This is a genomic window from Alteromonas sp. 5E99-2 (assembly GCF_017368475.1).
GTDB lineage: Bacteria > Pseudomonadota > Gammaproteobacteria > Enterobacterales > Alteromonadaceae > Alteromonas_F.
On record NZ_JAFNJE010000002.1, the window covers coordinates 118,089 to 142,259 of the forward strand.

General features: G+C 41.2%; 25 protein-coding genes and 1 pseudogene. 8 read left to right on the forward strand and 18 right to left on the reverse strand.

Translation table 11 applies throughout. From position 1 onward, the window contains the following. The first annotated feature begins 89 nt into the window (after positions 1–89). From J3L16_RS02615 to J3L16_RS02625, 3 genes are all read left to right on the forward strand, one after another. Complete coding sequence (locus J3L16_RS02615; protein WP_207611330.1) at positions 90–1,001, forward strand: class I SAM-dependent methyltransferase; 912 nt, start codon at positions 90–92, stop codon at positions 999–1,001. 85 nt (positions 1,002–1,086) lie between these two features. Then, positions 1,087–1,413: an antibiotic biosynthesis monooxygenase gene (locus J3L16_RS02620; RefSeq protein WP_207611331.1), complete on the forward strand. Its 327-nt coding sequence runs from the start codon at positions 1,087–1,089 to the stop codon at positions 1,411–1,413. Positions 1,414–1,420: 7 nt separating this feature from the next. Next, the gene (locus tag J3L16_RS02625; RefSeq protein ID WP_207611332.1) at positions 1,421–1,972 is read left to right on the forward strand and encodes a histidine phosphatase family protein; all 552 of its coding nucleotides are present in this window, start codon (positions 1,421–1,423) and stop codon (positions 1,970–1,972) included. 30 nt (positions 1,973–2,002) lie between these two features. Here J3L16_RS02625 and J3L16_RS02630 read toward each other — a convergent pair whose 3' ends face one another. Beyond that, complete coding sequence (locus tag J3L16_RS02630; protein WP_207611333.1) at positions 2,003–2,164, reverse strand: hypothetical protein; 162 nt, start codon at positions 2,162–2,164, stop codon at positions 2,003–2,005. 175 nt (positions 2,165–2,339) lie between these two features. Between J3L16_RS02630 and murQ the strand changes: the two genes are divergently transcribed. Then, the gene (murQ, locus tag J3L16_RS02635; RefSeq protein ID WP_207611334.1) at positions 2,340–3,281 is read left to right on the forward strand and encodes an N-acetylmuramic acid 6-phosphate etherase; all 942 of its coding nucleotides are present in this window, start codon (positions 2,340–2,342) and stop codon (positions 3,279–3,281) included. Here murQ and J3L16_RS02640 read toward each other — a convergent pair. From J3L16_RS02640 to trxA (J3L16_RS02660), 5 genes and pseudogenes are all read right to left on the reverse strand, one after another. Beyond that, positions 3,274–4,089 (reverse strand): hypothetical protein, encoded by an 816-nt coding sequence (locus J3L16_RS02640; protein WP_207611335.1) that lies wholly within the window; start codon positions 4,087–4,089, stop codon positions 3,274–3,276. The two genes, murQ and J3L16_RS02640, sit on opposite strands and share 8 nt — an antisense overlap. Before the next feature lie 36 nt (positions 4,090–4,125). Next, a pseudogene (locus tag J3L16_RS02645) lies at positions 4,126–4,236 on the reverse strand (glyoxalase); the annotation flags it as partial. A 10-nt stretch (positions 4,237–4,246) separates the two neighbouring features. Then, positions 4,247–5,629 (reverse strand): aldehyde dehydrogenase family protein, encoded by a 1,383-nt coding sequence (locus J3L16_RS02650; RefSeq protein ID WP_207611336.1) that lies wholly within the window; start codon positions 5,627–5,629, stop codon positions 4,247–4,249. 66 nt (positions 5,630–5,695) lie between these two features. Further along, positions 5,696–6,994, reverse strand: coding sequence for an adenylosuccinate synthase (locus J3L16_RS02655; RefSeq protein ID WP_207611337.1), 1,299 nt, complete (start codon positions 6,992–6,994; stop codon positions 5,696–5,698). 77 nt (positions 6,995–7,071) lie between these two features. Further along, a complete protein-coding gene (gene trxA / locus J3L16_RS02660; protein WP_207611338.1) occupies positions 7,072–7,932 on the reverse strand; it encodes a thioredoxin in 861 nt (286 codons plus the stop codon). A 136-nt stretch (positions 7,933–8,068) separates the two neighbouring features. Here trxA (J3L16_RS02660) and J3L16_RS02665 point away from each other — a divergent pair, with 136 nt between their 5' ends. Both J3L16_RS02665 and J3L16_RS02670 read left to right on the forward strand, forming a co-directional pair. Then, a complete protein-coding gene (locus J3L16_RS02665) occupies positions 8,069–8,380 on the forward strand; it encodes a DUF962 domain-containing protein (RefSeq protein ID WP_207611339.1) in 312 nt (103 codons plus the stop codon). Between the two features lie 12 nt (positions 8,381–8,392). Next, the gene (locus tag J3L16_RS02670) at positions 8,393–10,447 is read left to right on the forward strand and encodes a S9 family peptidase (protein ID WP_207611340.1); all 2,055 of its coding nucleotides are present in this window, start codon (positions 8,393–8,395) and stop codon (positions 10,445–10,447) included. Positions 10,448–10,534: 87 nt separating this feature from the next. Here the strand turns inward: J3L16_RS02670 and J3L16_RS02675 are convergent, their stop codons facing one another. The 6 genes from J3L16_RS02675 to trxA (J3L16_RS02700) form a co-directional block, all read right to left on the reverse strand. Further along, positions 10,535–11,011: a Dps family protein gene (locus J3L16_RS02675; protein WP_207611341.1), complete on the reverse strand. Its 477-nt coding sequence runs from the start codon at positions 11,009–11,011 to the stop codon at positions 10,535–10,537. Between the two features lie 92 nt (positions 11,012–11,103). Further along, complete coding sequence (locus J3L16_RS02680; protein WP_207611342.1) at positions 11,104–12,234, reverse strand: 5-(carboxyamino)imidazole ribonucleotide synthase; 1,131 nt, start codon at positions 12,232–12,234, stop codon at positions 11,104–11,106. Beyond that, positions 12,234–12,722 (reverse strand): 5-(carboxyamino)imidazole ribonucleotide mutase, encoded by a 489-nt coding sequence (purE, locus tag J3L16_RS02685; RefSeq protein ID WP_207611343.1) that lies wholly within the window; start codon positions 12,720–12,722, stop codon positions 12,234–12,236. The genes J3L16_RS02680 and purE overlap by 1 nt, the downstream gene beginning before the upstream one ends. A 74-nt stretch (positions 12,723–12,796) precedes the next feature. After that, the gene (locus J3L16_RS02690) at positions 12,797–14,014 is read right to left on the reverse strand and encodes an amidohydrolase (protein ID WP_242698635.1); all 1,218 of its coding nucleotides are present in this window, start codon (positions 14,012–14,014) and stop codon (positions 12,797–12,799) included. A 106-nt stretch (positions 14,015–14,120) separates the two neighbouring features. After that, a complete protein-coding gene (gene rho, locus J3L16_RS02695) occupies positions 14,121–15,386 on the reverse strand; it encodes a transcription termination factor Rho (RefSeq protein WP_207611345.1) in 1,266 nt (421 codons plus the stop codon). A gap of 257 nt (positions 15,387–15,643) precedes the next feature. Continuing rightward, positions 15,644–15,970: a thioredoxin TrxA gene (trxA, locus tag J3L16_RS02700; RefSeq protein ID WP_207611346.1), complete on the reverse strand. Its 327-nt coding sequence runs from the start codon at positions 15,968–15,970 to the stop codon at positions 15,644–15,646. Positions 15,971–16,067: 97 nt separating this feature from the next. Here trxA (J3L16_RS02700) and rhlB point away from each other — a divergent pair, with 97 nt between their 5' ends. Further along, entirely contained in the window at positions 16,068–17,342 is a 1,275-nt protein-coding gene (gene rhlB, locus J3L16_RS02705) for an ATP-dependent RNA helicase RhlB (protein ID WP_207611347.1), read from the forward strand. Further along, positions 17,342–18,856, forward strand: coding sequence for a guanosine-5'-triphosphate,3'-diphosphate pyrophosphatase (locus J3L16_RS02710; RefSeq protein WP_207611348.1), 1,515 nt, complete (start codon positions 17,342–17,344; stop codon positions 18,854–18,856). The genes rhlB and J3L16_RS02710 overlap by 1 nt, the downstream gene beginning before the upstream one ends. Here J3L16_RS02710 and hemB read toward each other — a convergent pair. Genes hemB through tatB form a run of 6 tightly spaced genes read right to left on the reverse strand, consistent with a single transcriptional unit; the run spans position 18,853 to position 24,169 of the window. Then, on the reverse strand, positions 18,853–19,863 hold the full coding sequence (gene hemB / locus J3L16_RS02715) for a porphobilinogen synthase (protein ID WP_207611349.1): 1,011 nt from the start codon (positions 19,861–19,863) through the stop codon (positions 18,853–18,855). The two genes, J3L16_RS02710 and hemB, sit on opposite strands and share 4 nt — an antisense overlap. Then, on the reverse strand, positions 19,864–21,762 hold the full coding sequence (locus tag J3L16_RS02720; protein ID WP_207611350.1) for a diguanylate cyclase: 1,899 nt from the start codon (positions 21,760–21,762) through the stop codon (positions 19,864–19,866). A gap of 8 nt (positions 21,763–21,770) precedes the next feature. Then, positions 21,771–22,547, reverse strand: coding sequence for a TatD family hydrolase (locus J3L16_RS02725; RefSeq protein ID WP_207611351.1), 777 nt, complete (start codon positions 22,545–22,547; stop codon positions 21,771–21,773). Beyond that, positions 22,547–23,110 carry a hypothetical protein gene (locus J3L16_RS02730; protein ID WP_207611352.1) on the reverse strand — a complete coding sequence of 188 codons (564 nt, stop codon included), beginning with the start codon at positions 23,108–23,110 and terminating at the stop codon, positions 22,547–22,549. The genes J3L16_RS02725 and J3L16_RS02730 overlap by 1 nt, the downstream gene beginning before the upstream one ends. An 8-nt stretch (positions 23,111–23,118) precedes the next feature. Further along, entirely contained in the window at positions 23,119–23,868 is a 750-nt protein-coding gene (gene tatC, locus J3L16_RS02735) for a twin-arginine translocase subunit TatC (RefSeq protein ID WP_207611353.1), read from the reverse strand. Then, positions 23,861–24,169: a Sec-independent protein translocase protein TatB gene (gene tatB / locus J3L16_RS02740; protein ID WP_207611354.1), complete on the reverse strand. Its 309-nt coding sequence runs from the start codon at positions 24,167–24,169 to the stop codon at positions 23,861–23,863. The genes tatC and tatB overlap by 8 nt, the downstream gene beginning before the upstream one ends. Between the last annotated feature and the right edge of the window lie 2 nt (positions 24,170–24,171).

The window sequence follows — 24,171 nt, forward strand, 5'->3', positions numbered from 1 at the left end:
TAAACAGTCGCAATTGCTTTTATGCAACAGTAGTCTTAACCCATCTCATGGACTCGTTAAACACTCATACTACAAATTTGGAACTGACAATGACGAAACGACTCGCACTAAAAAAGCAATTTTTAAAACGTACTTCAGTAACATTAACCAGCCTTATTTTCGCTACTTTCACAAGCTTTGCGTACAGCGCAACCGATGGTCATATTAGTGGCAGTGCAGACAAGCAACTAACAACTGTACTTGAATCGTTAAGCGACGAGCAAAAGGCCCGCTACGAATTTCGTAACCCTCATGAAACATTAGCATTTTTCGGTATTGAGCCCGGTATGAGCGTAGGCGAAGTTTTACCCGGTAATAATGGTTGGTATACCAAGGTATTACTTCCTTATATCGGCAGCGAAGGTCAATTAGTAGGAATGGATTATCCAATTGACTTGTGGTCTAACTTTGGTTTCATGACACCAGAGAGAATTAAAGCCAAAGAAACTTGGGCAGCGGATTGGGTTACTTTAACCACAGAGCTTGCCGGAGAAAAAGGGCCAAGCCTCAATGCTTATGCGCTACAGCAAATGCCACAGGATGTAGAAGGCACATTAGATGCCGTTTTGTTTATTAGAGCACTGCATAACCTTGCCCGGTTTAATGAAAAAAACGGATTTCTAGATAAAAGTCTTGCTGAAGCGTTTCAGTCATTAAAACCAGGCGGCATTGTAGGTGTAGTACAACACCAAGCTCGTGAAGATCGCCCAGATGACTGGGCTGACGGCAATAATGGTTATTTGAAGAAAAGTTTTGTTATCAAAAAAATGAAAGCTGCTGGTTTTGAATTTGTCGGCTCAAGTGACATCAACGCCAATGCTAAAGATCAGGCAACTGAAGGTGATAACGTATGGCGCCTTGCACCAAGTGGAGATTTCTCAGATGGCTCAGCAAAAAGCATTGCTCTAAAAGCTATTGGTGAATCTCACCGTATGACATTGAAATTCCGTAAGCCTAAATAACCCTACTCAGGTTAGCTCAGGCCAATGCAAAGATAATATGCTTTGCATTGGCAATTTTTAAAACTAAAAAGGAATTAGAGATTATATGTTCGTGGTCATGTTCGAATTCGTTGTTAAACCCGGGTTTGAAGAACAATTTTTAGAAACTTGGGCAAAAACGACCCAAGGTATTTATGTATTCAAAGGTAGTTTGGGCTCTCGGCTGCACAGAAACCAAAATGGCGCTTTTATTGCCTATGCGCAATGGCCTGACGAATTAGCCTATCGCAATGCTCAGAGTATTACTATGTCTGCAGAATACGAAGCTTACCGAAAATCAATGCATGACAGTATTCATGTAGAAGAAACGAAAATACTCCACGAAATGAATGTTGAATTGGATTATTTACAACGAAGGCGTTTCGATATTTAAATAGTCAATGAATATTATTTTAATTCGCCATGGCGAACCTGTATCCGCAACAAATGAGCGTGTTGACGCAATTGGTTTTGCTTATTGGGTAAAGCGCTACAATCACTCCGACGTTCTTGCTAGTAGTCGCCCTCATTGGCCTATGGATAAACAGTTATCCGAAGCATATTTGGTATCCAGCTCATTAAAACGTGCAAAGCAATCGGCTTTTATTGCATTTGATCGACAACCTTCAGAATACTTATCTAATTTCCGTGAAATGGATATTCCTCGTTATTTGCTTCCTTTTACTCTGAAAACCTGGACCTGGGTATATCTAAGTCGTTTGCTATGGATGTTAGGCAAAAAAGGAAAATTTGAGTCCTATAGTGAGGCTAAAACGAGAGTGAAAGATTCAGCCGACTATTTAATTTCTTTGGCAGAAAAACACGGTACAGTGGCAGCGGTTGGTCACGGATTTTCTAACCTACATATTCGAAAGTATTTAGTCACTAAAGGTTGGCAACTATCTGAAAAAGACAATGGCTACTGGGGAATATCTAAACTAGATATGGCTTAACTTAGTCTAAATAACAGTTTTACTCGTGTTTCATTGCTCTCCTGTAGGTGCGTCTTTCTGGGGCAAGTCATATCGGGCAAACCAATTAAAATTGTTCATTGAGTTATTAGCATTTTTGTCATCGCGAGACGAATTATTATTTTCTGGCTCAGGCCAATTAAATAAATTTTTAAGGTGTTTTTTCGTTTTCATGATAAAACCTTTTGTGCGTGTAATAGAATATTTAAACGCCGCTTAAAACGGTGTACCTACCTATAACGATTACGAACCTAAAAAGTCACATTTTTTTAAATAAAGCCCGCTATATTTTGGCGTTTATTCCCGAAACACAATATGATTAGTCTATTACTCATCTTGTCGTTGATTTATGTCCTCACCTTCTGACTCTCTCACTGTTGATAATATTATTAATGAATTACAAGCTATGTCTTCAGAGCAAGTAAATCCTGAAAGCAACGAGTTGGACATACTCACAACCCTTGATCTCGTTGCCTTAATCAACCGAGAAGATCACAAGGTCGCACCTGCAATCAGCCAAGTTTTACCTTCCATTGCCGCATGTGTAGACGAAGCCGTAAAATCAATTCAGCAGGGTGGAAGACTGATTTATATTGGCGCTGGAACCAGTGGCCGCTTAGGAATACTTGATGCTGCAGAATGCCGTCCCACTTTTAGTGTCCCTGATAACCTTGTTGTAGGTGTAATAGCCGGAGGTAACACTGCAATTCAACACGCTGTAGAAGGTGCAGAAGACAATACAGAGCAAGGTATAACTGATTTAAAAGCTCTATCGCTTAGTGCAAAAGATACCCTCGTAGGGATTGCTGCAAGTGGTCGCACACCCTATGTATTAGGTGCATTACATTATGCGCAATCGCTAGGCTGTAAAACTGCGGGTATCAGCTGTAATCAAAATTCTCAATTATTAATGGCAGCAGATATAGCCATTCTTGCCGATGTGGGGCCCGAAGTACTCACTGGCTCAACTAGAATGAAGGCAGGCACAGCTCAAAAACTTATTTTGAACATGCTCAGTACAGCAACCATGGTGAAACTGGGTAAAACCTATGGCAACCTGATGGTCGACGTTAACGCCACCAATGCCAAATTGGAAGCAAGGGCCGTTCGCATTGTCATGCAAGCCACTGAATGTACCAAAGACATTGCTCAACACGCATTACAACAATCGAACAACCAAGCTAAGTTAGCCATTTTAATAGTATTAACGGGTTTAGATGTAACTGAAGCTAAAACATTGCTCTGTGCTCAAAAAGGGTATTTACGCAATGCGATAAACGAAGCTAATTGAGTGGCTGCTGGTAGGTATCGCAGCGTTTTAACCATCCTTTTAACCAGCGTATTTCGACATCTGGCTGAGGTGAATTGTCAACTCTAAAAGTAAGCACCTGCTTACAGGATTGGCTAAAAGCGTGATGAATATTCTGTGGGTCATCTGGCATTTTTTTTAATACTTGCAATAATCCCCAGCCCAAATCATTGTATCTCTCTGTGAGTGATGTTCCTTCACCTTTAAAGTTCACATAGTCGATTAATGCATACACCCCCAATTCCGTTTTTAACAGACGGTGAAAGCTTTGACTGATCCTTATTTTTTCATCATCGATGGGCTCTACTTCCAGCATTGATGGTAATGCTTTCTCCAAACGCTGAACAATGAATTGTACCTGTAAACCTGATGTACTTTTTAAAAACGCTTTTAATGATTGAGTGTGTTTTCTTCTTTTGGCGCCATCGAAATCAGCTTTCGATTGCCAGTAAGCATCAGTGTGTGGTGTTAACCCTAAGGGCAAATCAATACCACTTCGTTGCAAAAAAGCCAGTAACGAAGGAAAGGACTCAGTAAAAGGGCTCTCTAAATCTGCCGGAAACCAAATAAAGTGACCTATACCTAAACTTGCAAAAGCTTCACCTTGGTTCCAAGCAACAAGGTGTTCGTCATTACCACCAGTTTCATTAAGATAAATTTTCTCACCAATACGTTGAAGCTGTTCCTTTGATAAACTTAACGTTAACTCTTCTTCAGCGAAAACAAACCTAGTGGCGATAACAAAGGCGAAACCAGTTAGAACAAGCTTAACGAAGTGCTTAAGTCGCAAAAATATCATCCTTATTTCGAAAGGCTTTAAATTCTAGTCTATCCAGCACGCATCACTGCGCCCTTTTTCACAGCCTAAAATTGTTCCATAAAAACCATCGGCATCAGATAATGATGTCACTGGAATTGCTAGATGAAAAGGGCTCACCCTATTTACCTCACTGTAAAAATTTAAGTAATGTCAGTTTGAATTTATTAAACGGTGCGTAACGAATAAACACATCTAAGATAAAAGGCCTTATCATCACGGCTTTCACATTGCTAAGCAAATCAAAACCCGACTGCCCGTGGTAACGACCCATACCGCTATTACCCACACCACCAAACGCTAAATTTGAATTTGACATAAATATCATAGTATCGTTAATGCATACATTGCCACTACTGGTGTTGAGCAAATATCGCTGTTGTACGTCATCATTTCCTGTAAACAAATACAGCGCCAAAGGCTTCTCACCTTGATTAATTTTATCCAAGGCGTCTTGGTGATCTGAAAAGCTGATAACAGGTAAAATTGGCCCGAAGATTTCTTCTTGCATCACTAAGGCACTATTTTTTGGTTCTACTAACAAAGTAGGCTCTATAAATCTGCTATCTGTATCATGTTTACCGCCAATAACATCACACTGACTAGTTTCGATATAAGCTAAAAGACGTTTAAAATGTGCGTCGTTAATAATACGCCCATAGTCTTTACTTTGACTTGGGTCATCGCCAAACTGCTCTAATAAGACTTGCTTTAACGTATCAACAAATTCATTCTTAATGTCTTCGTGTACTAATAAATAATCTGGCGCAATGCAAATTTGCCCGGCATTGCTCCACTTGCCCCACACAATACGCCGTGCCGCCACAAGTAAATTACACTCTTTATCAACAATGCAGGGGCTTTTTCCACCCAATTCTAACGTCACAGGCGTTAAATATTGAGAAGCCGCTTTCATAACAATTTTCCCAACAACCTCTCCACCGGTATAAAAGATGTGATCAAAGCGCTGCTTCAATAAATCGGTGCTCACCTCTTTTCCACCTTCCACTACAGCGAAAGCGTCGCTATCAAGATACTGAGGGACCAACTTGGCGATGAGTTTAGATGTGTGTGGTGTCAGCTCTGAGGGCTTCATTACAGCACAATTCCCTGCGCCAATCGCGGCAACTAAAGGCGCAAGTACGAGTTGAAATGGAAAATTCCACGCCCCCATAATAAACACCACGCCTAAAGGCTCTGGCTGATGAAAGCTTTTTGCGGGAAAGGCCAATAACGGTGTGCTAACTCGCCGTGGTTTCATCCACTTTTTAAGCTTTTTTTGGGTGTGTTTAATATCGGCTTTTACATAGCCCACTTCTTGGAGATAGGCTTCGGTGTAACACTTACGCAAGTCGAGGCTCAAGGCTTCACAAATGTCTTTTTCGTGAACTTCGCATAAACGCATTAACCCATTAAGCTGTTCAATACGCCATTGGTATGCTTTGGTTTTACCTGTTGCAAATGTATTTTTTAAGGAAAGAAGAGTAGACTCGATGTCTTCTAAAGTATGCATATTATAGCGTCGGACCAGATACAGAATAGCAGCACCATACCTGAATCCGACTAAGTAGAAAACCCCTTACGCGTCGTAAGGGTGTCTTAGTACAATGGTTTCTACACGGTCTGGTCCTGTTGAAACGATATCAACTGGAACACCCGTGATTGCTTCAAGACGACGAATATAGTTTTGCGCTTCGACTGGAAGCTTGTCGTAATCTTGAACACCAAATGTAGTGGCAGACCAACCCGGCATTTCTTCGTAAACCGGTGTAACTTCATCATACCCTTCTGCAGCCATAGGCGGCACATCTTTGATTTCACCACATTTATGCTTATAACCAACACATATTTTGATAGTTTCAAGACCGTCTAATACGTCTAGTTTAGTCAGGCAGAAGCCGGTAATAGAATTAATTTGTACCGCGCGTTTCATCGCAACCGCATCAAACCAACCTGTACGACGTTTTCTACCCGTCGTCGCGCCAAATTCATGGCCTTTTACCCCTAAGTGCTGACCGACTTCGTCGTCTAGTTCAGTTGGGAATGGGCCCGATCCTACGCGAGTAGTATACGCTTTCACTATACCCAGCACGTAATCTAAGTGCATTGGGCCAAAACCAGCACCTGTAGCAACACCACCTACGGTAGTATTTGATGAGGTAACATAAGGATAGGTTCCGTGATCGATATCAAGTAAAGTACCTTGTGCACCTTCAAACATGATTTGTTGACCTGCTTGATTGGCTTTATCCAATTCATCGGTTACATCAACAACCATAGCTTTCAATGTATCAGCAATAGCAAGCGCATCAGCCAGTGTTTTGTCGTAATCCACGGCCTCTTCTTTGTAGTACTCAGTTAACGTGAAATTATGTACTTCCATAACTTCTTTTAACTTCAACGCGAAGCTTTCAGGATCAAACAGATCACCCACTCGTACGCCGCGTCTAGCCACTTTATCTTCATACGCAGGACCAATGCCTCGACCCGTAGTCCCGATAGCTTTACTGCCTCTGGCTTTTTCACGGGCGACGTCTAATGCAATGTGATAAGGCAAAATAAGGGGGCATGCTTCACTGATTTTTAAACGCTCTTTTACTGGAACCCCGCGCTCTTCAAGCATTGCGGTTTCTTTCATAAGCGCTTCAGGGCTAAGCACAACACCGTTACCTATAATACAGGTAACGTTATCGCGTAATATGCCTGATGGAATGAGGTGGAGTACTGTTTTTTCGCCATCAATAACTAACGTGTGTCCCGCATTGTGACCACCTTGATAACGCACTACGTATTTGGCGCGATCTGTAAGTAAATCGACAACCTTACCTTTACCCTCGTCACCCCATTGGGTACCGAGCACAACAACATTCTTAGCCATAGTCTAAAGCTGATAAAAAATTAGGCGTGGATTCTACAAAAATTTGAACAGAATTACACCCGCAATTTAGTTATCTCTTAGTACAAAAGAGAGTAAAGTTTACGTCGATATGCTGATTTCAATGGCTCTCCATCCGGGAGCGCATTCAGCATGTCTAACATTATTTTTTTCCCATCGCCAAAATTGAGATCTTTGCGCAATACCGCAAGTAAAAGATTCAGTGCATCTTCCGGTTTATTTGCTTGCTGTAATTGTATGGCTAAATCAATTTTTACTTGGTCATTGTCAGGTTCATTTTCAACTAACTGCTGTAACGCTTTAATTTCTGGTGTTTCTGCAGCTTGCTCAGCCAATTCAATTTTACCTAACAAAGCTTGATAGCGACCATCTTGGTCTACCAATTTAATTTCGCCTAGCAAGCCTTTTGCTTGCTCAATAGAGCCATTTTCGATGGCACAATCAATGAACAAGTATCGTGCATCAATATTATCATTATTGGCGTCTAACGCTTGTTTTGCAGGCGCAAATGCACTTTGATAATCTCCTTGAGCAATAAATTCTTGCGCTTGGGCAATAAAGGCATCTTCAGGACTAGGTAAATACTTCTGTAACAATTCTCGAATTGTGCTTTCCGTTTGAACACCAGCAAAACCATCTACAGGTTGCCCTTGCTGAACTAAAATAACGGTTGGTAAATTTTGTACCCCAAATTGTGCAGCAATTTGCTGTTGCTCCTCGCAGTTCACTTTTGCCAAAATCATATGTTCAGCATAGTCACCAGCAAGTTTTTCTAAAATAGGAAACAAGTCTTTACACGGTGCGCACCAATCGGCCCAAAAGTCCACCATGACCAACTTTTCCATTGACGCTTCAAGGATAACGCTTTGGAAATTGTCTAGTGTAATATCGACAATAGTAGGGCCTGTTAACTGTTCCATAATGTTCTCATTTAATTGCTATTTCCTGTGTATATATAGGGTGTATTGAGAGATTTACAAGACTATTACTTCGAGAAGTAATAGGTTTGCGTAAAATTTTGTATTTGTTAATCTGGGCAATTGTGTATCAACAAAAATGAAAACTATGCAGCGTTTTGAATCCTTCCAAGCTTTTTATCCTTATTATTTAGCAGAGCATACAAACCCCATCTGTAGACGTCTTCATTTTGCTGGTTCACTTTTAGTTATAGCAATTGCCGCATTTGCGATTATTACCCAAACTTGGCTGGCCTTATGGGCACTTCCAATAGCAGGGTATGGTTTTGCGTGGGTGGGACATTTTTTCTTTGAGCACAACAAACCGGCCACCTTTAAGCACCCTTTTTATAGCCTCCTTGGTGATTGGGTCATGTTCAAAGATATTTTGATTGGTAAAATTAGTTTATAAAAAGGCACCATAATGAAATCAAGTCGATTTAAGCCCTCGTTGCTCTCTAGTTTACTAGTGAGTTTAGTATCCTGCTATACGTTTGCAGATAACAAACCAGCTGTGGATTACAGTGACGTATTTGCATTGGAATACCCTGCGTCACCTCAATTTAGCAATAATGGCGACACGCTATACTACGTAAAACGCAGTATGGACAAAATGACCGACTCCAGTGTAAGCCAAGTTTGGAAACATTCACTTGAAAAACACAACAATACTCCTGTACTAGCCGATGTTGCAGGACTCATCTCTTATCGTGTATCTCCTCAGGGCGATCGCATTGCGTATACAGCACGGTCAAGCAGTGGCCCTCAATTGTTCATGCATTACCTTGCTGAAAACAAAACAGTACAGTTGACCCAGCTAGAAAAAAGCCCGTTTGGTATAACCTGGTCACCTTCAGGCGAGTCTCTCGCGTTTTTTATGCGTGTAGAACACGCTACGCCTAGCTTTTTTAAAGGCATGCCAGCGGCACCTAAAGGCGCTAAATGGGCAGATACCGCAAAAGTTATCGACCATATACAATATCGTGCTGATGGCGGTGGTTATACAAAACCAGGTTATACCAGCGTATTTCTAATAAGTGCTGAAGGTGGAATTGCGAAGCAATTAGGCAAAGAAGGTGTTCCTCATTCTGGTTCTATCGAGTTTTCCAATGACGGAACCACATTATTTACTTCGGCAAACTTAGCTGAAGAGCCTGAACTTGTCCCCTTCGGCGACGACATTGTTAGCTACGATGTTCAAACAGCAGAATTTAAACAAGTCACGGAACAACTCGGCAGTGAAGTATCGCCCCATATCAGTCCCGATGGAAAATGGTTGGCTTATTTGTATATTGAAGATCAAAAACTATCTTACCAATTCCCTGAACTTGTTATTCATTCACTAAAAAATGGGAAAGAGCGTAAGCTTTCCGTCGCTTTAGATCGCAGTATTCAAGATTTGGCTTGGTCACCTGACAGCAAGCACCTTGTTATGTCTTATTTAGACGCAGGTAAAACACGCTTAGCTAAAGCGAAATTAGACGGTGATATTATTGGCCTTCCCGTTGAATTAGGTGGGCAATCGTTAGGCCGCCCATATACTTCAGGTGAATTTACTGTTTCTAATAAAGGTGATATCGCGTTTACTAGTAGCTCCAGTCAACGCCCTGCTGAACTAGAGTTGTTGAACGCAAATAACAAAGTTTCTCCTATAACCAACATGAACCGCGATTGGCTAACTCAAAGAACATTGGCCGACGTGCAACCCTTAGCTGTTACATCTTCAATTGACGGAATTACTATCGATGCGTGGGTAGCAACACCACCTAATTTCGATCCCAATAAAACCTACCCACTGATTTTAGAAATTCACGGTGGCCCCCATGCTGCTTACGGCCCTCAATTTGCTATGGAAATACAATTGATGGCGGCCAAAGGCTATGTCGTTGTATGGTCAAACCCAAGAGGTAGCTCCTCGTACGGAAGTGAGTTCGGAAATTTAATCCACCATGATTATCCGTCTAAAGATTATAACGATTTGATGGACGTGGTTGATGTTGCAGCAGCGGCGTCTTATGTGGACAAAGAAAATCTCTTTATTACCGGTGGTTCTGGTGGCGGAACCTTAACCGCTTGGAGCATAGGTAAAACAAACCGATTTAAAGCTGCGGTTGTCGCCAAGCCAGTAATCAATTGGATTAGCTTCTCGCTAACAGCAGACGCTTACCCTTATTTCACCCAGTATTGGATGGAAAAAATGCCGTGGAATAACCACGAAACATTGTGGCAACATTCACCATTGTCACTGGTAGGTAATGTGTCTACGCCGACAATGCTATTAACCGGTGAATCAGATTACAGGACGCCTATTAGTGAAACTGAACAGTATTATCAAGCGCTAAAGCTTAACGGAATAGAGTCAGCTATGGTTAGATTACCCGGAGCATCTCATGGTATTGCCTCGCGCCCTACCCGACTAATGCAAAAGGTAGGAAATATTATTGCGTGGTTTGATAAGTATAAAACCGAAGAAAAGTGAGTGACTGAATGAATGAAGAAAGCCGCCTAACGCAAATGCGTAGAGCGGCTTTTTAATATGCGTTCAATAGAACTAGATAAATTTCTTTTATGCTTTAGGCAATGACGCTCTTAACATCCACGCCGTTTTTTCATGCACACGCATACGATCAGAGACCACAGCGGCAGTAGATTCATCGTCGGCGTCTTGTGCTACTTTCAATACTTCACGGCAAGTTTTAACCACTTGCTCATGAGCAGAGTTTAACAATGCCACCATTTCAGAAGCCGTCGGAACACCTTCAACTTCTTTAATAGAACTTAATTCTGCAAAAGACTTATAAGTACCCGGAGCTGCAACGCCTAAAGTACGAATACGCTCAGCAATTTCATCTACCGCTGTGGAAAGTTCAGTATAGTGTTCTTCAAACATCAAATGCAGTTCACGGAATTGCGGACCTTCCACATTCCAATGAAAATTATGGGTTTGAAGATACAAAGTGTATGAATCTGCGAGTAGCTTTTTTAACCCATGTGCAACAGCTTCTCTATCTGCTAGCGTTATTCCAATATCGATCTGAGACATACCTTGCTCCTAAATTTATATTTTTTATAACTGAAACCACTTTCTTAGCCCATACACACTAAGCATGCGGGAAAATCAAAGACATCATAGTTTTAAATATCTTCAGCTTCTGATAGTAGTACAGGAAAATGTTCTAATGGCAAAAACTGCGACAATTTTTCTAATGTTGAACCTAGAGCTAAGGTGCTTTCAGCTAACACATTAATGTGTCCCATTTTCCGCTTCTCTCTTACCGATTTACCGTACCAATGCATATGGCAACCAGGTAAGCTCAATAAGTCTCTCGAGAAACTACTACAACCTATAATATTCACCATAGCTGAAACACCCAATGGTCTGGTGCTACCAAGAGCAAGGCCAAGAATCGCTCGTAAGTGGTTGTCAAATTGGTCAGTATCGGCACCGTGTAACGTCCAGTGTCCTGAATTATGTACTCGAGGGGCTATTTCATTGACTAATAATTCATTGCCTACTTGAAACAATTCAACAGCTAACACGCCGGTATATTGTAAACCATTAGCCAATGTTTCAAATATTTTGTCTGCTTGGGCTTGAAGTGCATCAGACATACGAGGCGCTGGTGCGATTGACACATGCAGCTGACCTTCGTGGTGACGATTTTGAGCTAATGGGTATATGACGGTTTGCCCATCTTGATTTCGAGCACCAATAATAGATAGCTCTCGATCAAACTCCAGGCACTGCTCAACAACTAAGGGCACTGTATTCAAATCAAGATTTGCAAGTGCTTGCTTTAAGCTATCAAGTTCAGTCGCACTTTTCATACGCCACTGACCATAACCATCGTAGCCATCTCGACTTGCCTTGATTATCAAGCTCTCGCCAAGCTCAGCGACGCAGTCATCTAATTCATTTAGGTCAGTTACAACCTTGTACGGGCAGTTAGGTATATTAAGTGACGTTAATAAATTTTTTTCTTTTACGCGGTCAGCACCTACCAAAATGGCTTCCATAGAAGGGTATAACTTACCGGTTTTATCTGCTTCAGCGAGTAAATGTTCTGGCACATGTTCAAATTCAACAGTTAACACATCGGCAGTATCTATAGCTTGGGCTAAAGTGCGGTCACTGATGACTTTAGATACAGGGTGAACCACAGTTTCATTTGCAACGTCCACAGCCCACACTTCAGTGCCTAACGGCGCACCCGCTAAATACATCATACGAGCAAGTTGACCTGCTCCATACACCAACACTTGCATTAACTACGCTCCAAAGTTGCGTTATCTAGTACTGCTTGAGTTTGGTTTTCACGGAACTGAATAATTTTCTCTCTGACATTGTCGTCGTGAAGAGCAATCACCTGCGCTGCAAGCAAGCCAGCATTAGCAGCACCCGCTTCACCTATGGCTAACGTACCAACAGCAACCCCTTTAGGCATTTGCACAATTGAGTAAAGAGAATCAACACCGCTTAACGCTTTCGATTTAATAGGGCAACCAAATACAGGTAGATGTGTATGAGCAGCTATCATTCCCGGTAAATGAGCTGCTCCACCGGCACCTGCAATAATAACATCATAGCCATTCTCATGAGCCGACGTTGCAAAATCAGTAAGTAGTGCTGGCGTTCGATGAGCAGAAACCACAGAAGCGTCGTAGTCAACGCCTAGCGTTTCTAACATTATTGCCGCTTGTTCCATAGTGGGCCAATCAGACGTTGACCCCATCACGATGGCGACTTTTGCCATAGTATGTAACCTTCAGTTTATTGAATGAGCAAATAAGGCGCAGAAGTTTACCTTATTCAACCCAATAAACCTAGTTACTGATTTGCATCCATGTAGTCGAGAGTTAAATTTGTTAGTAGCTTAACACCCAGCTTCATACCACTATCATCGACAAAAAACTCAGGGGTGTGATGAGCGGGTGAATCCACTTCAGCAACATCTAAAGGTTTTCCTCCAACCCACATATATAGGCCTGGTACTTTTTCTTGGAAAAATGAAAAATCTTCTGCACCTGTGGCTGGCTTCGCGATGATTGCGTTCTTTGCGCCAGCGGTTCTTTCTAAGGTTGGAACCATAGCTGCAGTCAAATCTGGATCATTGAAAGTAACAGGGTAGCTATAATCTAAAGGTAAAGTTAATGTAGCTTCAGCTCCCATACTGTCAGCAATGCCTTGAACTTTTCGAGGCACAGCTTCATACATAAGGTCTCTAGCTTGTTTATTCAAAGTGCGAATAGTTCCGACTAATTCAACTTTTTCTGGAATGATATTAGAGCGATTACCACCATGAATAGACCCGATTGTCACCACTGCCGCATCGTCGATAAGGCGTACTTCTCGGCTAACAATCGTTTGTAAAGCCATAACCATTTGCGCTGACGTTGTAATTGGGTCGACGCTTTTCCATGGGTAAGCGCCGTGGGCTTGTTTACCTTCAATTTCAATTTTGAATGGGTCAACAGCAGCCATCATGCCACCTGGGCGGTATCTCACTGTACCCACATCAGCATTCGAGCTAATATGTAAACCAAAAATCACATCAACAGAAGGGTTATCTAACACGCCTTCTTGTACCATGACTTCTGCACCGCCAACTTCACCTGCAGGCGCCCCCTCTTCAGCAGGTTGAAAGATAAACTTCACTTTACCGTGAAGCTGGTCTTTCAAATCAGTCAGAATTTTAGCTGCGCCCAATAGCATAGCCATATGGGTATCATGACCACAAGCATGCATAACAGGCACAGGTTGCCCGTTGTATTCACCGACGACTTCAGATTTAAAAGGCAAATCAAGAATTTCTTTAACTGGTAAAGCGTCCATATCCGCACGAAGCGCAACAACAGGACCCGGTCTACCACTATCCAAAATAGCAACAACCCCTGTTTTAGCAACGCCGGTTTGCACCTCAAGGCCTAATTTTCTTAGCTCTTGTGCAACCCGTTTAGCCGTATCAAATTCGCGGTTAGATAACTCAGGAAATTCATGAAAATGATGGCGTAACGCAATGACATGAGGTTCGATCTCATCTGCCATTTTATCAACAACAGACGGCGACACAGTTCCCCCATGGGACAGCGTCGGGATCAATAACGATAGAGCCAGTAATTTTAATTTCATGAATCACCTTTTATAATTAGAGTTAGCTTTTTTGGCGTCTCATTGCGCTAAAGAATTCATCATTGGTTTTTGTCATCGACAATTTATTAATCAGGAATTCAATGGCGTCAATTTCAGACATTTCATGGACAATTTTGCGCAAAATCCACATTTTCTGTAGCTCGTCTTTTGCAGCTAATAGCTCTTCTCTTCGCGTACCTGAGCGATTAAAGTCTATCGCTGGGAATACGCGTTTTTCCGCTATTTTACGATTCAAGTGCAATTCCATATTACCTGTGCCTTTGAACTCTTCGTAAATAACTTCATCCATTTTAGAGCCAGTATCAATAAGCGCAGTTGCAATAATAGTTAAGCTACCGCCTTCTTCAACATTTCTCGCCGCACCAAAAAAGCGTTTCGGCTTATGCAAAGCGTTTGCGTCTACACCACCAGTTAACACCTTACCCGATGAAGGAATAACTGTGTTGTATGCACGGGCTAAACGAGTAATTGAATCAAGTAATATAACAACGTCTTTTTTGTGCTCAACAAGACGTTTCGCTTTTTCAATTACCATTTCAGCAACTTGTACGTGACGACTCGCTGGTTCATCAAAGGTCGACGCAACAACTTCACCTCTTACAAGGCGGTGCATTTCTGTTACTTCTTCCGGACGCTCGTCAATTAGCAATACCATCAACTCACAATCTGGGTGATTCGCAGCGATTGATTGTGCAATATTCTGTAGTAGTAGTGTTTTACCGGCCTTTGGCGGAGCAACGATTAAGCCACGTTGGCCTTTACCAATAGGTGATGCTAAGTCTAGAACACGTGCGGTAATATCTTCTGAAGAACCATTACCTCGTTCCATGCGCATTCTTTCATTGGCATGTAACGGTGTAAGGTTTTCAAATAAAATTTTATTACGTGAATTTTCTGGTTTATCAAAATTCACTTCGCGGATTTTTAATAACGCAAAATAACGTTCACTGTCTTTTGGCGGGCGAATTTTTCCCGCAATAGTGTCGCCTGTTCGCAAGTTAAATCGGCGAATTTGGCTAGGAGAAACATAGATATCATCAGGACCAGCTAAATACGACGAGTCAGCTGATCGTAAAAAACCAAAGCCATCTTGGAGAATTTCTAGCACGCCATCGCCGAAGATATCTTCGCCACTTTTAGCATGAGATTTTAAAATAGAAAAGATAATATCTTGTTTGCGTGCACGGGCCATATTTTCGAGGCCCATTTCTTCTGCCAATGCAACGAGTTCACTGATCGGCTTGTTCTTCAATTCGGTTAAATTCATATCGGTGGGTCTTTGTGCTTAGTTCACATAGGAACGTACATGTTGTTGATTAAATTAATGCTATTTATTTTAGGGATTGCTCGCTGAAAGTCCTTTTCGGACTAGCATGGTGGTTCAGGTAGTAACCAGATAGAAAGTTAGCACCATATACTGGTTACGTCCAGCTTTAGCGCATAAAAATCACGCATATTTTTAAATAAATAAAAAAGTCGGCATTTGAAGCCGACTTTTTAAAAAAATTAATAAACAAAGAATAATTAAATATTTTCGTTTAGAAAGTCTTCTAGTTGACTCTTAGACAAGGCGCCAACCTTAGTCGCAACAACGTTTCCATCTTTAAATAGCAACAAAGTAGGGATACCTCGAATACCATATTTTGGTGGAGTTTCGTTATTTTCATCGACATTCAACTTCCCAACTGTTAACTTTCCATCATAGTCGCTTGCAATCTCTTCCAAGATTGGGGCAATCATCTTACATGGGCCACACCATTCCGCCCAGAAGTCAACCAGCACAGGACCATTTGCATTGATAACATCCGCCTCGAATTTATCATCAGATAACTGGATAATTTTGTCGCTCATTCTTTTCTCCGATAAGGTACTGACGCTGATTTATTCAGCTTTACCTATAGTGTTATATAGAAACCGTTATTTATGCAAGTACAGAAAGCTATAAGCTATGCAAACTACTCACTTAACTGAAACCCATTTTTCTGACTTACCGTTACACAACGATGTAGTCAAAGCCCTCGACGCAGCTAATTTTAATAACTGCACGCCAATTCAAGCGATGAGTCTGCCACCTTTATTAGAAGGTTTAGACATTGCGGGTCAAGCGCAAACAGGAACAGGCAAAACTATTGCTTTTCTTGTTGCGACCTTTCATCACTTGTTAAAAACGCCTTCAGAAGGTAAATCCAACGACCCTAGAGCCATAATTATGGCACCTACTCGGGAACTTGCAGTACAAATTTACAACGATGCTGCACTGCTAAGTAAACACACTGGATTAACCTTAGGTTTAATCTATGGGGGCGAAGGATACCAAAGTCAACGTGAAACCTTAGAACAAGGTGTTGATATTATTATTGGTACAACTGGTCGCATCCTCGACTACTATAAACAAAACGTGTTTTCTTTAAAAAACATTCAAGTTGCTGTTCTAGATGAAGCCGATCGCATGTTCGATTTAGGTTTTATCAAGGATATACGCTTTTTGTTTAATCGTATGCCTCCTGCGGACAAACGGCTCAGCATGTTATTTTCTGCAACTTTAAGTTATCGCGTACAAGAATTGGCCTACGAGCACATGGATAACCCAACTCATGTACAAATAGAGCCTAAACAACGTACAGCAAGCCGTGTTGTAGAAGAGTTATTCTATCCCTCAGACAAAGACAAAATGCGTCTGTTACTGACCTTATTGGAAGAAGAATGGCCTGAAAAAGCCATCGTTTTCGCCAATACAAAATACGGCTGTGAAACCGTAGAAGCTTGGTTGAAAGCTGATGGCCACCGCGTTGGGATGCTCAGTGGTGACGTGCCTCAAAATAAACGTTTAGGTATATTAGAAGACTTCACCAAAGGCCAACTTGATATACTCGTTGCAACTGACGTTGCAGCGCGAGGTTTGCATATTGATGCTGTAACTCACGTATTCAACTATGATTTACCTGACGATGCAGAAGACTATGTTCACAGAATTGGACGAACAGGTCGTGCGGGACAAAGCGGCCATGCTATTAGTTTTGCCTGTGAAAGATATGCGATGAATTTACCTCAAATAGAGACGTACATCCAACATGTCATCCCTGTGACCGATTATGAGTCTGATTCTTTATTAGAAGACATAAAAGCTCCTAAGCCTGTGCAACGTCGACGGAATAATGGTAACCGCCCAGGAAACAATACGCGTTCTGGGAATAGAAGACCGAAACACAAACCCAATAGATGATGAAAAACGCTCCTTCTCTTTCTGAACACTACCGCAACGGTGAGTATTTCGCTGCGGTAGATTTGGGCTCTAATAGCTTCCATATGGTGGTAGTACACGTTGTCAGTGGCAACGTACAAATTGTTAGCAAGATAAAACAAAAAGTCCGTTTAGCATCAGGCTTAGATAATGAAATGGTTTTATCGGAAGAAAGCATGAGCAGAGGATTAAGCTGCTTAGAAACCTTTTCAGAAAGGCTACAAGATATCCCTTCTTCAAATATAAAAGTCGTAGCAACTGCCACTTTGCGATTAGCTAGGAATGCTGGGACCTTCATTGATCGAGCAGAAACGATCTTAAACCATAAACTCAGAGTCATTAGTGGGGAAGAAGAAGCCCGACAAATTTATTTAGGTGTCGCCTATACCTCTGCCAACCAAGGCAACATGCTAGTCATAGATATCGGCGGTGCAAGTACTGAAATCATTCTCGGTAACGATATGCACCCAATATACCTGCGTAGCCTTGATATGGGTTGCGTGACCGTAATGGATCGCTTCTTTCTAAATGGCACTATCACCGCAGCTAATTTTGAGCAGGCAAAACGCCACGCAAAATCTCTTATCTCAGGCGTGTCTCAGTCTATTCTGTGCTTTGACTGGTCTTATTGTTTGGGTGCCTCAGGCACACCTCAAGCGATAACCGAAATATTGGTATCTAGAGGCATTAGCGATGCCATTCGATTGGATTATTTATATAAACTAGAACAAGAGTGTATTGCGTGTGCACATATTGACGCATTAGATGTAACCGGCTTAGAAGAATCTCGAAAAGCTATTTTTCCTAGCGGTCTAGCTATATTAATTGGCCTTTTCGAATGTCTCCAAATCAAAGAAATGAATATTTCAGGAGGAGCACTTAGGGAAGGCTTGATTTACGGAATGCTCGATAACGTCAACGATAGCGACCGCCAGAGCCAAACCTTAAATGTGGCAATGAACCGTTATCACATTGAAAAGAATCACGCTAAAGCGGTTAAAACCATATCATTAGCCTTTTGCAAACAATTATGTGCTCAATCGAATGTCTGTCATTTAGATACCAAAGCTGTACTTGGTGCTTCAGCACTATTGCACGAAATTGGACTCCACATTGAATATAAGCGATACCACAAGCATGGCGCCTATATTCTCGACTATATCAACTTACCTGGCTTTACAAAGCTTCAAAAATCCGCGATTAGAGATCTAGTTCGTAGCCACAGAGGCAAGCTCGATTTATCCATATTCGACAATTACCACGAAGATATCAAACCGATGTTACTGGGGTTAGTTCGCATTCTACGACTATCCACAGTTTTGTGTATACGCCGCAACTCTCCTGATTTACCGGAGATTACACTCGGCATCAAAGAGCACGAATGGACTTTAACATTTCCTAAAAACTGGTTACGAGAGCATCCACTTATAAAAGCGGAGCTGACCAACGAAACCTGGTTACAACATAAAGTAGGCTGGCCTTTAAAGTTAATTTAGCCCTTCTTTTTCATTAGTAATGCAGCTTCTTTGGCAAAATACGTCAATATTCCATCTGCTCCGGCACGTTTAAAGGCGAGTAACGATTCCAATATGACCTCATTGCGATTGAGCCAGCCATTTTCAAACGCAGCGCAATGCATTGCGTATTCACCGCTAACTTGATACGCAAATGTAGGCACGCCAAAGGATTGCTTACACCTGTGAACTACATCCAAATAGGGCATACCCGGTTTTACCATAACCATATCTGCGCCTTCTTTTATATCTAGCGCAATTTCAGTTAAGGCTTCATCTGTATTTGCCGGATTCATTTGGTATGTGGTTTTCTTTCCGCCTTTAATATTACCGGCAGATCCCACCGCATCTCTAAAAGGTCCGTAGTAACTAGACGCATATTTCGCTGAATAAGCCATAATACAGGTTAACTCATGCCCTGCATTTTCGAGTTCACGGCGAATTTCACCAATACGTCCATCCATCATATCTGACGGTGCGACAATATCGGCTCCAGCTTCTGCATGAGATAGTGCCTGCTTGACCAATACATCAATAGTTTGGTCGTTCAGTACATAGCCAGATTCATCAATAATACCGTCTTGTCCGTGAACAGTGAAAGGGTCTAATGCAACATCAGTAATTACTGCAACATCATTGCCAAATTCCGCTTTTATCGCCCTTACCGCTTTTTGTGCTATGCCTTCAGAGTTAAATGCTTCTTCTGCATGTAAAGATTTACACTCGAGAGGAGTTACGGGAAACAAAGCGATAGACGGGATACCTAAGTCAATACAGGATTCAACTTCTCTGAGCAACAAATCTTGTGATAAACGAGACACCCCAGGCATAGAATCGATACTTTCCGATGTATTTTGACCTGGTAATACAAACATAGGATAAATTAGGTCTGAAGGCGAAAGGGTATTTTCAGTGACCATATTTAATATTGCGGAAGATTTTCTCAATCTCCTCGGTCGCTGAAACGGAAAATCACTCGATGTGTACATTTACTTCTCCAAATCGGCCGCAGTACAAATTTGATTACGGCCACTTTCTTTCGCTAAATACAAAGCTCTATCGGCTAATTTCAATATATCTTTTTCACCATCTTCATGGTTTACAACACCTGATGCCACGCCTGCACTTATGGTCATAGCGACACAAGTATTGCCATCGTTATAGGGTGTAGCTTCAATTTTCTCTCGAATAGAGTTAACAAATTTTTTCGCTCCTTCTTCAGGAGTTTGAGGCAGAATAAACGCAAACTCCTCCCCCCCATAACGGCAAATGTCATCACTGGGCCGCTTTATAAAGCTCTTAGCTAAAGTAGAAACGTGTTTAAGGCATTCGTCACCCACATCATGACCGTATTCATCGTTTATGCGCTTGAAAAAATCGATATCTAACATGACTAAACACAAGGTTGTTTGTTCCCGACGGCTTCGCCTACCTTCTGCCACAATACGCTTATCAAAATAACGCCTATTGCGAATACTAGTGAGAGGGTCAATGGTATTCAGCTGCTCTAATTCGCTGTTGGCTTCTGATAACTCTCTCAATGTAATTTCCAGCTCTAATGTGCGCTCTTGTACCTTGTATTCGAGGTCATCTTTCGCTTTTTGCTCTAAAGCAATAAGCTTATCTTTGGCATCGGCTGACTCCTTACCCACTCGAAGCGCCATTTTTCGTGATTCATCTAATGCTTGTCGTTGGCTGCGATAACTAAGTGCTAAAACAAATGCCAAGAAAAAAGTTTCACCTGAAATACCAAATAATAAGAGTCCACTAATTCCCCCAGGTAAATTTAAAATGCCTATATTTTCGAAAATCGCTCCCACACCACTAATAAGAAGCAATAGCCAAGCGATAGAATAATAACGCGCTACCACCACTTTTTTCCACGATAACCAAATACAAACAGAAAGTATGAAAAAAACAGACAAAACTAAAACTAAGAAAAAAATAGACATTAATAAATTTAAAGGTAGAAAGAAAGACAGCAGTATATTGACAAAAAAGGCCGCTCCCATCCCTTTAGCAATAGCAGATAGGTGTGCACTGTGATTTTTTAGATCTAACAAAACGTTAGAGAAGAGCATTGCAAACAGCATAGCTCCACTTGAAAAGATACCTATTGCTCTTTCCTGAAGCCACACTTGATTTGGCCAAATGTATTCGTAACCAAAACCAAACAAAGCAGCACAAACCAAAGAAAAACAAAGGACATGTCCAGTATAAAAAATAAAACTAACACTATTTGTTGTGACAAAGAAAAAGAGATTACTCAATGCCATAGCTACAAGAAAGCCAAACAAACACCCTACAACCAGATGGTGATGAGATGAAAATTCGATGAATTCTTTTGGCTGCCACAGGCGCATAGGCACTTTCATGCTTCCGGATGCATGCACTCGCATAATACCAAAGCGAGGTGAAGTTGCGTACTTTGAAAAATCAACAATAAAGGATTCGTAGTCAAACAAACGAGAGTCAAAAGGGTAACTATCTCCAAACGAAAGCACATCTAAACTCACATCACTTTCAGCTGATGAATAGAGCCATATGTCGACTTTATCTAATAACGGGTAAGTAATCTCAAATAAACGATCATCGTCGTCACTGGAATTCTCGGGGATGTGGAACTTTAACCAATAAGTGCCTTGATTCATACCTAGGTTCACTGGGGTAGCAACCATAGCCCAAGACTGACTTGGTACTTGACGCACGTCATCAATCCCCAGACTCTCCGACTCCCCATGTAAAATATACACAGAGTCGACATTATAAGATTCAACAGGAAGGCTAGTTAAAGCGAACGTGAATAATAAATAAATAGAAAGTACGAATACAGCAGCAAATATAATCCACTTTTGACGTATCTTTTCTCGAACGACGGGAAACTGCATTAAGCTAATTAGATCTCAAAAACATGATTACAATTAGTGTAGCTGATTTGTTGCAACATGGAGATATTTTGCTGGGTAATTTCTGCGAATACTTCAGCAATATTAGGAAGTAAGCTAGGCTCATTTATTCGTTTTCTCGGCCTCACATTTTTGGGAAAAAGATAAGGGGAATCTGTTTCAAAAATCAATCTGTCTAAGGGTAAATGAATAATACTTTCCCTCAAATCATTACCGCGCTTCGGATCACATAACCAACCTGTAATCCCAATGTATAAACCTAAATTTAAATAGGTATTCATTTGCTCTGCACTACCAGTAAAGCAATGGGCAAGGCCGCGAATATTCGCAGTGTCAAAAACCTGTTTGATACTCGAAATTTGCTCTTCAAATGCATATCTTTCATGCAAATAGACCGGCTTATTCTGCTTTTTAGCTATTGCTAATTGTGCTTCAAAAACTTTTATTTGTATTTCTGGAGGTGAAAAATTTCGATTAAAATCTAACCCACACTCTCCAATCGCAACAACACCAGGCTTATGGACTAGAGTTTCCAGCCGACTCAGATCGACGTCTGAGACATCTTTTGCATAGTGGGGGTGAATGCCTAGTGTATAAACGATAGATTCGGGGTAGCTTTCATATAACTTTGCTGCAGTATCCCATTCGTCTGGAGACGTAGTGATCACACACAGTTTTTGTACATCCGCGTTTTTGGCATTCTGAATTACCTCAGCAGCATCAAAACGCGCATCAAGTAAATTAACCCCAGCATCAAACCAAGGCATTAGTTAATCCGCTTTACCCTGATACGTCGCTTACTGCCCTCAACTTTCATGAAAAACGAGCTTAATGCGCCATTTGTAATAACCACAGTATCGCCTGTTTTAGGTTGACCCACTTTTTCAGAACTTGTTTGTAACCATTCTTGCCCATCATCCAATGTTACAATCACTTTTTTATTGCCCAGTTTTTTAACTGCGGAGACTTTGCCTATTAAGGCATCGCCATCAATGTACGAACTTGTTACGCTAGGCTTTGGTTTACCAAAATTTTCTACTTCATCATTTTTGGTACGTTTTTGAGGCGCTTGTTTGGTGTTTTCTTTTTTCACAGTAGCGACTGATGAAGGCGCTGCTTTTACTGTCACTACTGGTAATTCTTGATTTTTCTCAGAATAACCATTCAATGTCTTGGCAACGTTATCAAAGCAGACTAAACGCTTTAAGCTGTTATCGACGTCAGTGCAATCTTCAATTGCTTTAGAAAGTGTTTTGGCCTGCGACGTAAAGGAAACAAGGCAAAGGCATAACGCTGCTTGAATTATTAAACGCAATGAAATTCGTAACATAACTTAAATTATCCTATTTTTTGTTCTGAATTATCTGATGATTGATTTCGACTAGCATACATACTACCAATCACAATCCCCACTTCAAACAGTATCCACATGGGTATAGCTAGTAATATTTGAGAAATCACATCTGGCGGTGTAAGCAACATACCCATAATGAATGCGCCTACAATAACATAGGGCCTTTTAGTTCTGAGGCTTTCAGCCGACGTTACACCAGTCCAGCAAAGCAATATAATCGCTACTGGAATTTCAAATGACAGCCCAAATGCAAAAAATATTTTTAATACGAAACTCAAATAACTATTGATATCCGTATTCATCACCACTCCTTCAGGAGCAACATTTGCGAAAAAAGTAAAAGCTAATGGGAAAACCACAAAATACGCAAATGCGACACCTGCATAAAACAATAACGTACTCGAAAACATCAGAGGAGCAATGAGTCTTTTCTCATTTTTATAAAGGCCCGGAGCAACAAAACTCCACACCTGGTAAAGCACATAAGGAATTGCGACAAAAAACGAAACCACCAACGTTAATTTAAATGGCGCAAAAAACGGCGAAGCAACATCAGTTGCTATCATGGTCGCATTTTCAGGCAGTGATGCCAAAAGAGGCTCGGCCAGCCACTGATACAAATCTTGAGCAAAAAAAGCTAAGCCACAAAAAATAACAAGAATACACCCAATACCTTTTAGCATACTATTGCGTAAATCAATCAAATGAGAAATTAACGATTGAGAGTCAGACATCATTTTCTTTTTTATAGGGTTGGGTCACCGATTCGGCCGCTTCTTTGAGTTCTTCGACACTGCGTTTTAAATCTGGGGAAAGGTCTTCTAAGCTTTTTTCTTCGGCTTGCTTTAAGTTTTCATGAAGTTCATGTACACGCAACTGACGCTCTACTTCGTTTTTAAAGCCATTTGCGGTGTTTTTAACAGTGCGTATCGCTTTTATCGTACTTCTTAATGCACCCGGCAAACGTTCTGGTCCAAGTACAACCAAAGCTAAAACGCCAATTACGAGTATTTCCCAAAAACCTACATCAAACATAA

Coding starts and splice junctions, on each gene's coding strand:
- J3L16_RS02690 (WP_242698635.1), bottom strand. CDS start 14,014: ATGGCAGATGAGATCGAACCTCATGTCATTGCGTTACGCCATCATTTT.
- J3L16_RS02680 (WP_207611342.1), bottom strand. CDS start 12,234: ATGCAAGTGTTGGTGTATGGAGCAGGTCAACTTGCTCGTATGATGTAT.
- J3L16_RS02620 (WP_207611331.1), top strand. CDS start 1,087: ATGTTCGTGGTCATGTTCGAATTCGTTGTTAAACCCGGGTTTGAAGAA.
- tatB (WP_207611354.1), bottom strand. CDS start 24,169: ATGTTTGATGTAGGTTTTTGGGAAATACTCGTAATTGGCGTTTTAGCT.
- J3L16_RS02630 (WP_207611333.1), bottom strand. CDS start 2,164: ATGAAAACGAAAAAACACCTTAAAAATTTATTTAATTGGCCTGAGCCA.
- J3L16_RS02730 (WP_207611352.1), bottom strand. CDS start 23,110: ATGTTACGAATTTCATTGCGTTTAATAATTCAAGCAGCGTTATGCCTT.
- J3L16_RS02615 (WP_207611330.1), top strand. CDS start 90: ATGACGAAACGACTCGCACTAAAAAAGCAATTTTTAAAACGTACTTCA.
- J3L16_RS02675 (WP_207611341.1), bottom strand. CDS start 11,011: ATGTCTCAGATCGATATTGGAATAACGCTAGCAGATAGAGAAGCTGTT.
- hemB (WP_207611349.1), bottom strand. CDS start 19,863: ATGTACACATCGAGTGATTTTCCGTTTCAGCGACCGAGGAGATTGAGA.
- purE (WP_207611343.1), bottom strand. CDS start 12,722: ATGGCAAAAGTCGCCATCGTGATGGGGTCAACGTCTGATTGGCCCACT.
- J3L16_RS02625 (WP_207611332.1), top strand. CDS start 1,421: ATGAATATTATTTTAATTCGCCATGGCGAACCTGTATCCGCAACAAAT.
- J3L16_RS02725 (WP_207611351.1), bottom strand. CDS start 22,547: ATGCCTTGGTTTGATGCTGGGGTTAATTTACTTGATGCGCGTTTTGAT.
- J3L16_RS02670 (WP_207611340.1), top strand. CDS start 8,393: ATGAAATCAAGTCGATTTAAGCCCTCGTTGCTCTCTAGTTTACTAGTG.
- J3L16_RS02665 (WP_207611339.1), top strand. CDS start 8,069: ATGAAAACTATGCAGCGTTTTGAATCCTTCCAAGCTTTTTATCCTTAT.
- J3L16_RS02710 (WP_207611348.1), top strand. CDS start 17,342: ATGAAAAACGCTCCTTCTCTTTCTGAACACTACCGCAACGGTGAGTAT.
- rhlB (WP_207611347.1), top strand. CDS start 16,068: ATGCAAACTACTCACTTAACTGAAACCCATTTTTCTGACTTACCGTTA.
- rho (WP_207611345.1), bottom strand. CDS start 15,386: ATGAATTTAACCGAATTGAAGAACAAGCCGATCAGTGAACTCGTTGCA.
- trxA (WP_207611346.1), bottom strand. CDS start 15,970: ATGAGCGACAAAATTATCCAGTTATCTGATGATAAATTCGAGGCGGAT.
- J3L16_RS02655 (WP_207611337.1), bottom strand. CDS start 6,994: ATGGCTAAGAATGTTGTTGTGCTCGGTACCCAATGGGGTGACGAGGGT.
- J3L16_RS02720 (WP_207611350.1), bottom strand. CDS start 21,762: ATGCAGTTTCCCGTCGTTCGAGAAAAGATACGTCAAAAGTGGATTATA.
- trxA (WP_207611338.1), bottom strand. CDS start 7,932: ATGGAACAGTTAACAGGCCCTACTATTGTCGATATTACACTAGACAAT.
- murQ (WP_207611334.1), top strand. CDS start 2,340: ATGTCCTCACCTTCTGACTCTCTCACTGTTGATAATATTATTAATGAA.
- J3L16_RS02650 (WP_207611336.1), bottom strand. CDS start 5,629: ATGCATACTTTAGAAGACATCGAGTCTACTCTTCTTTCCTTAAAAAAT.
- tatC (WP_207611353.1), bottom strand. CDS start 23,868: ATGTCTGACTCTCAATCGTTAATTTCTCATTTGATTGATTTACGCAAT.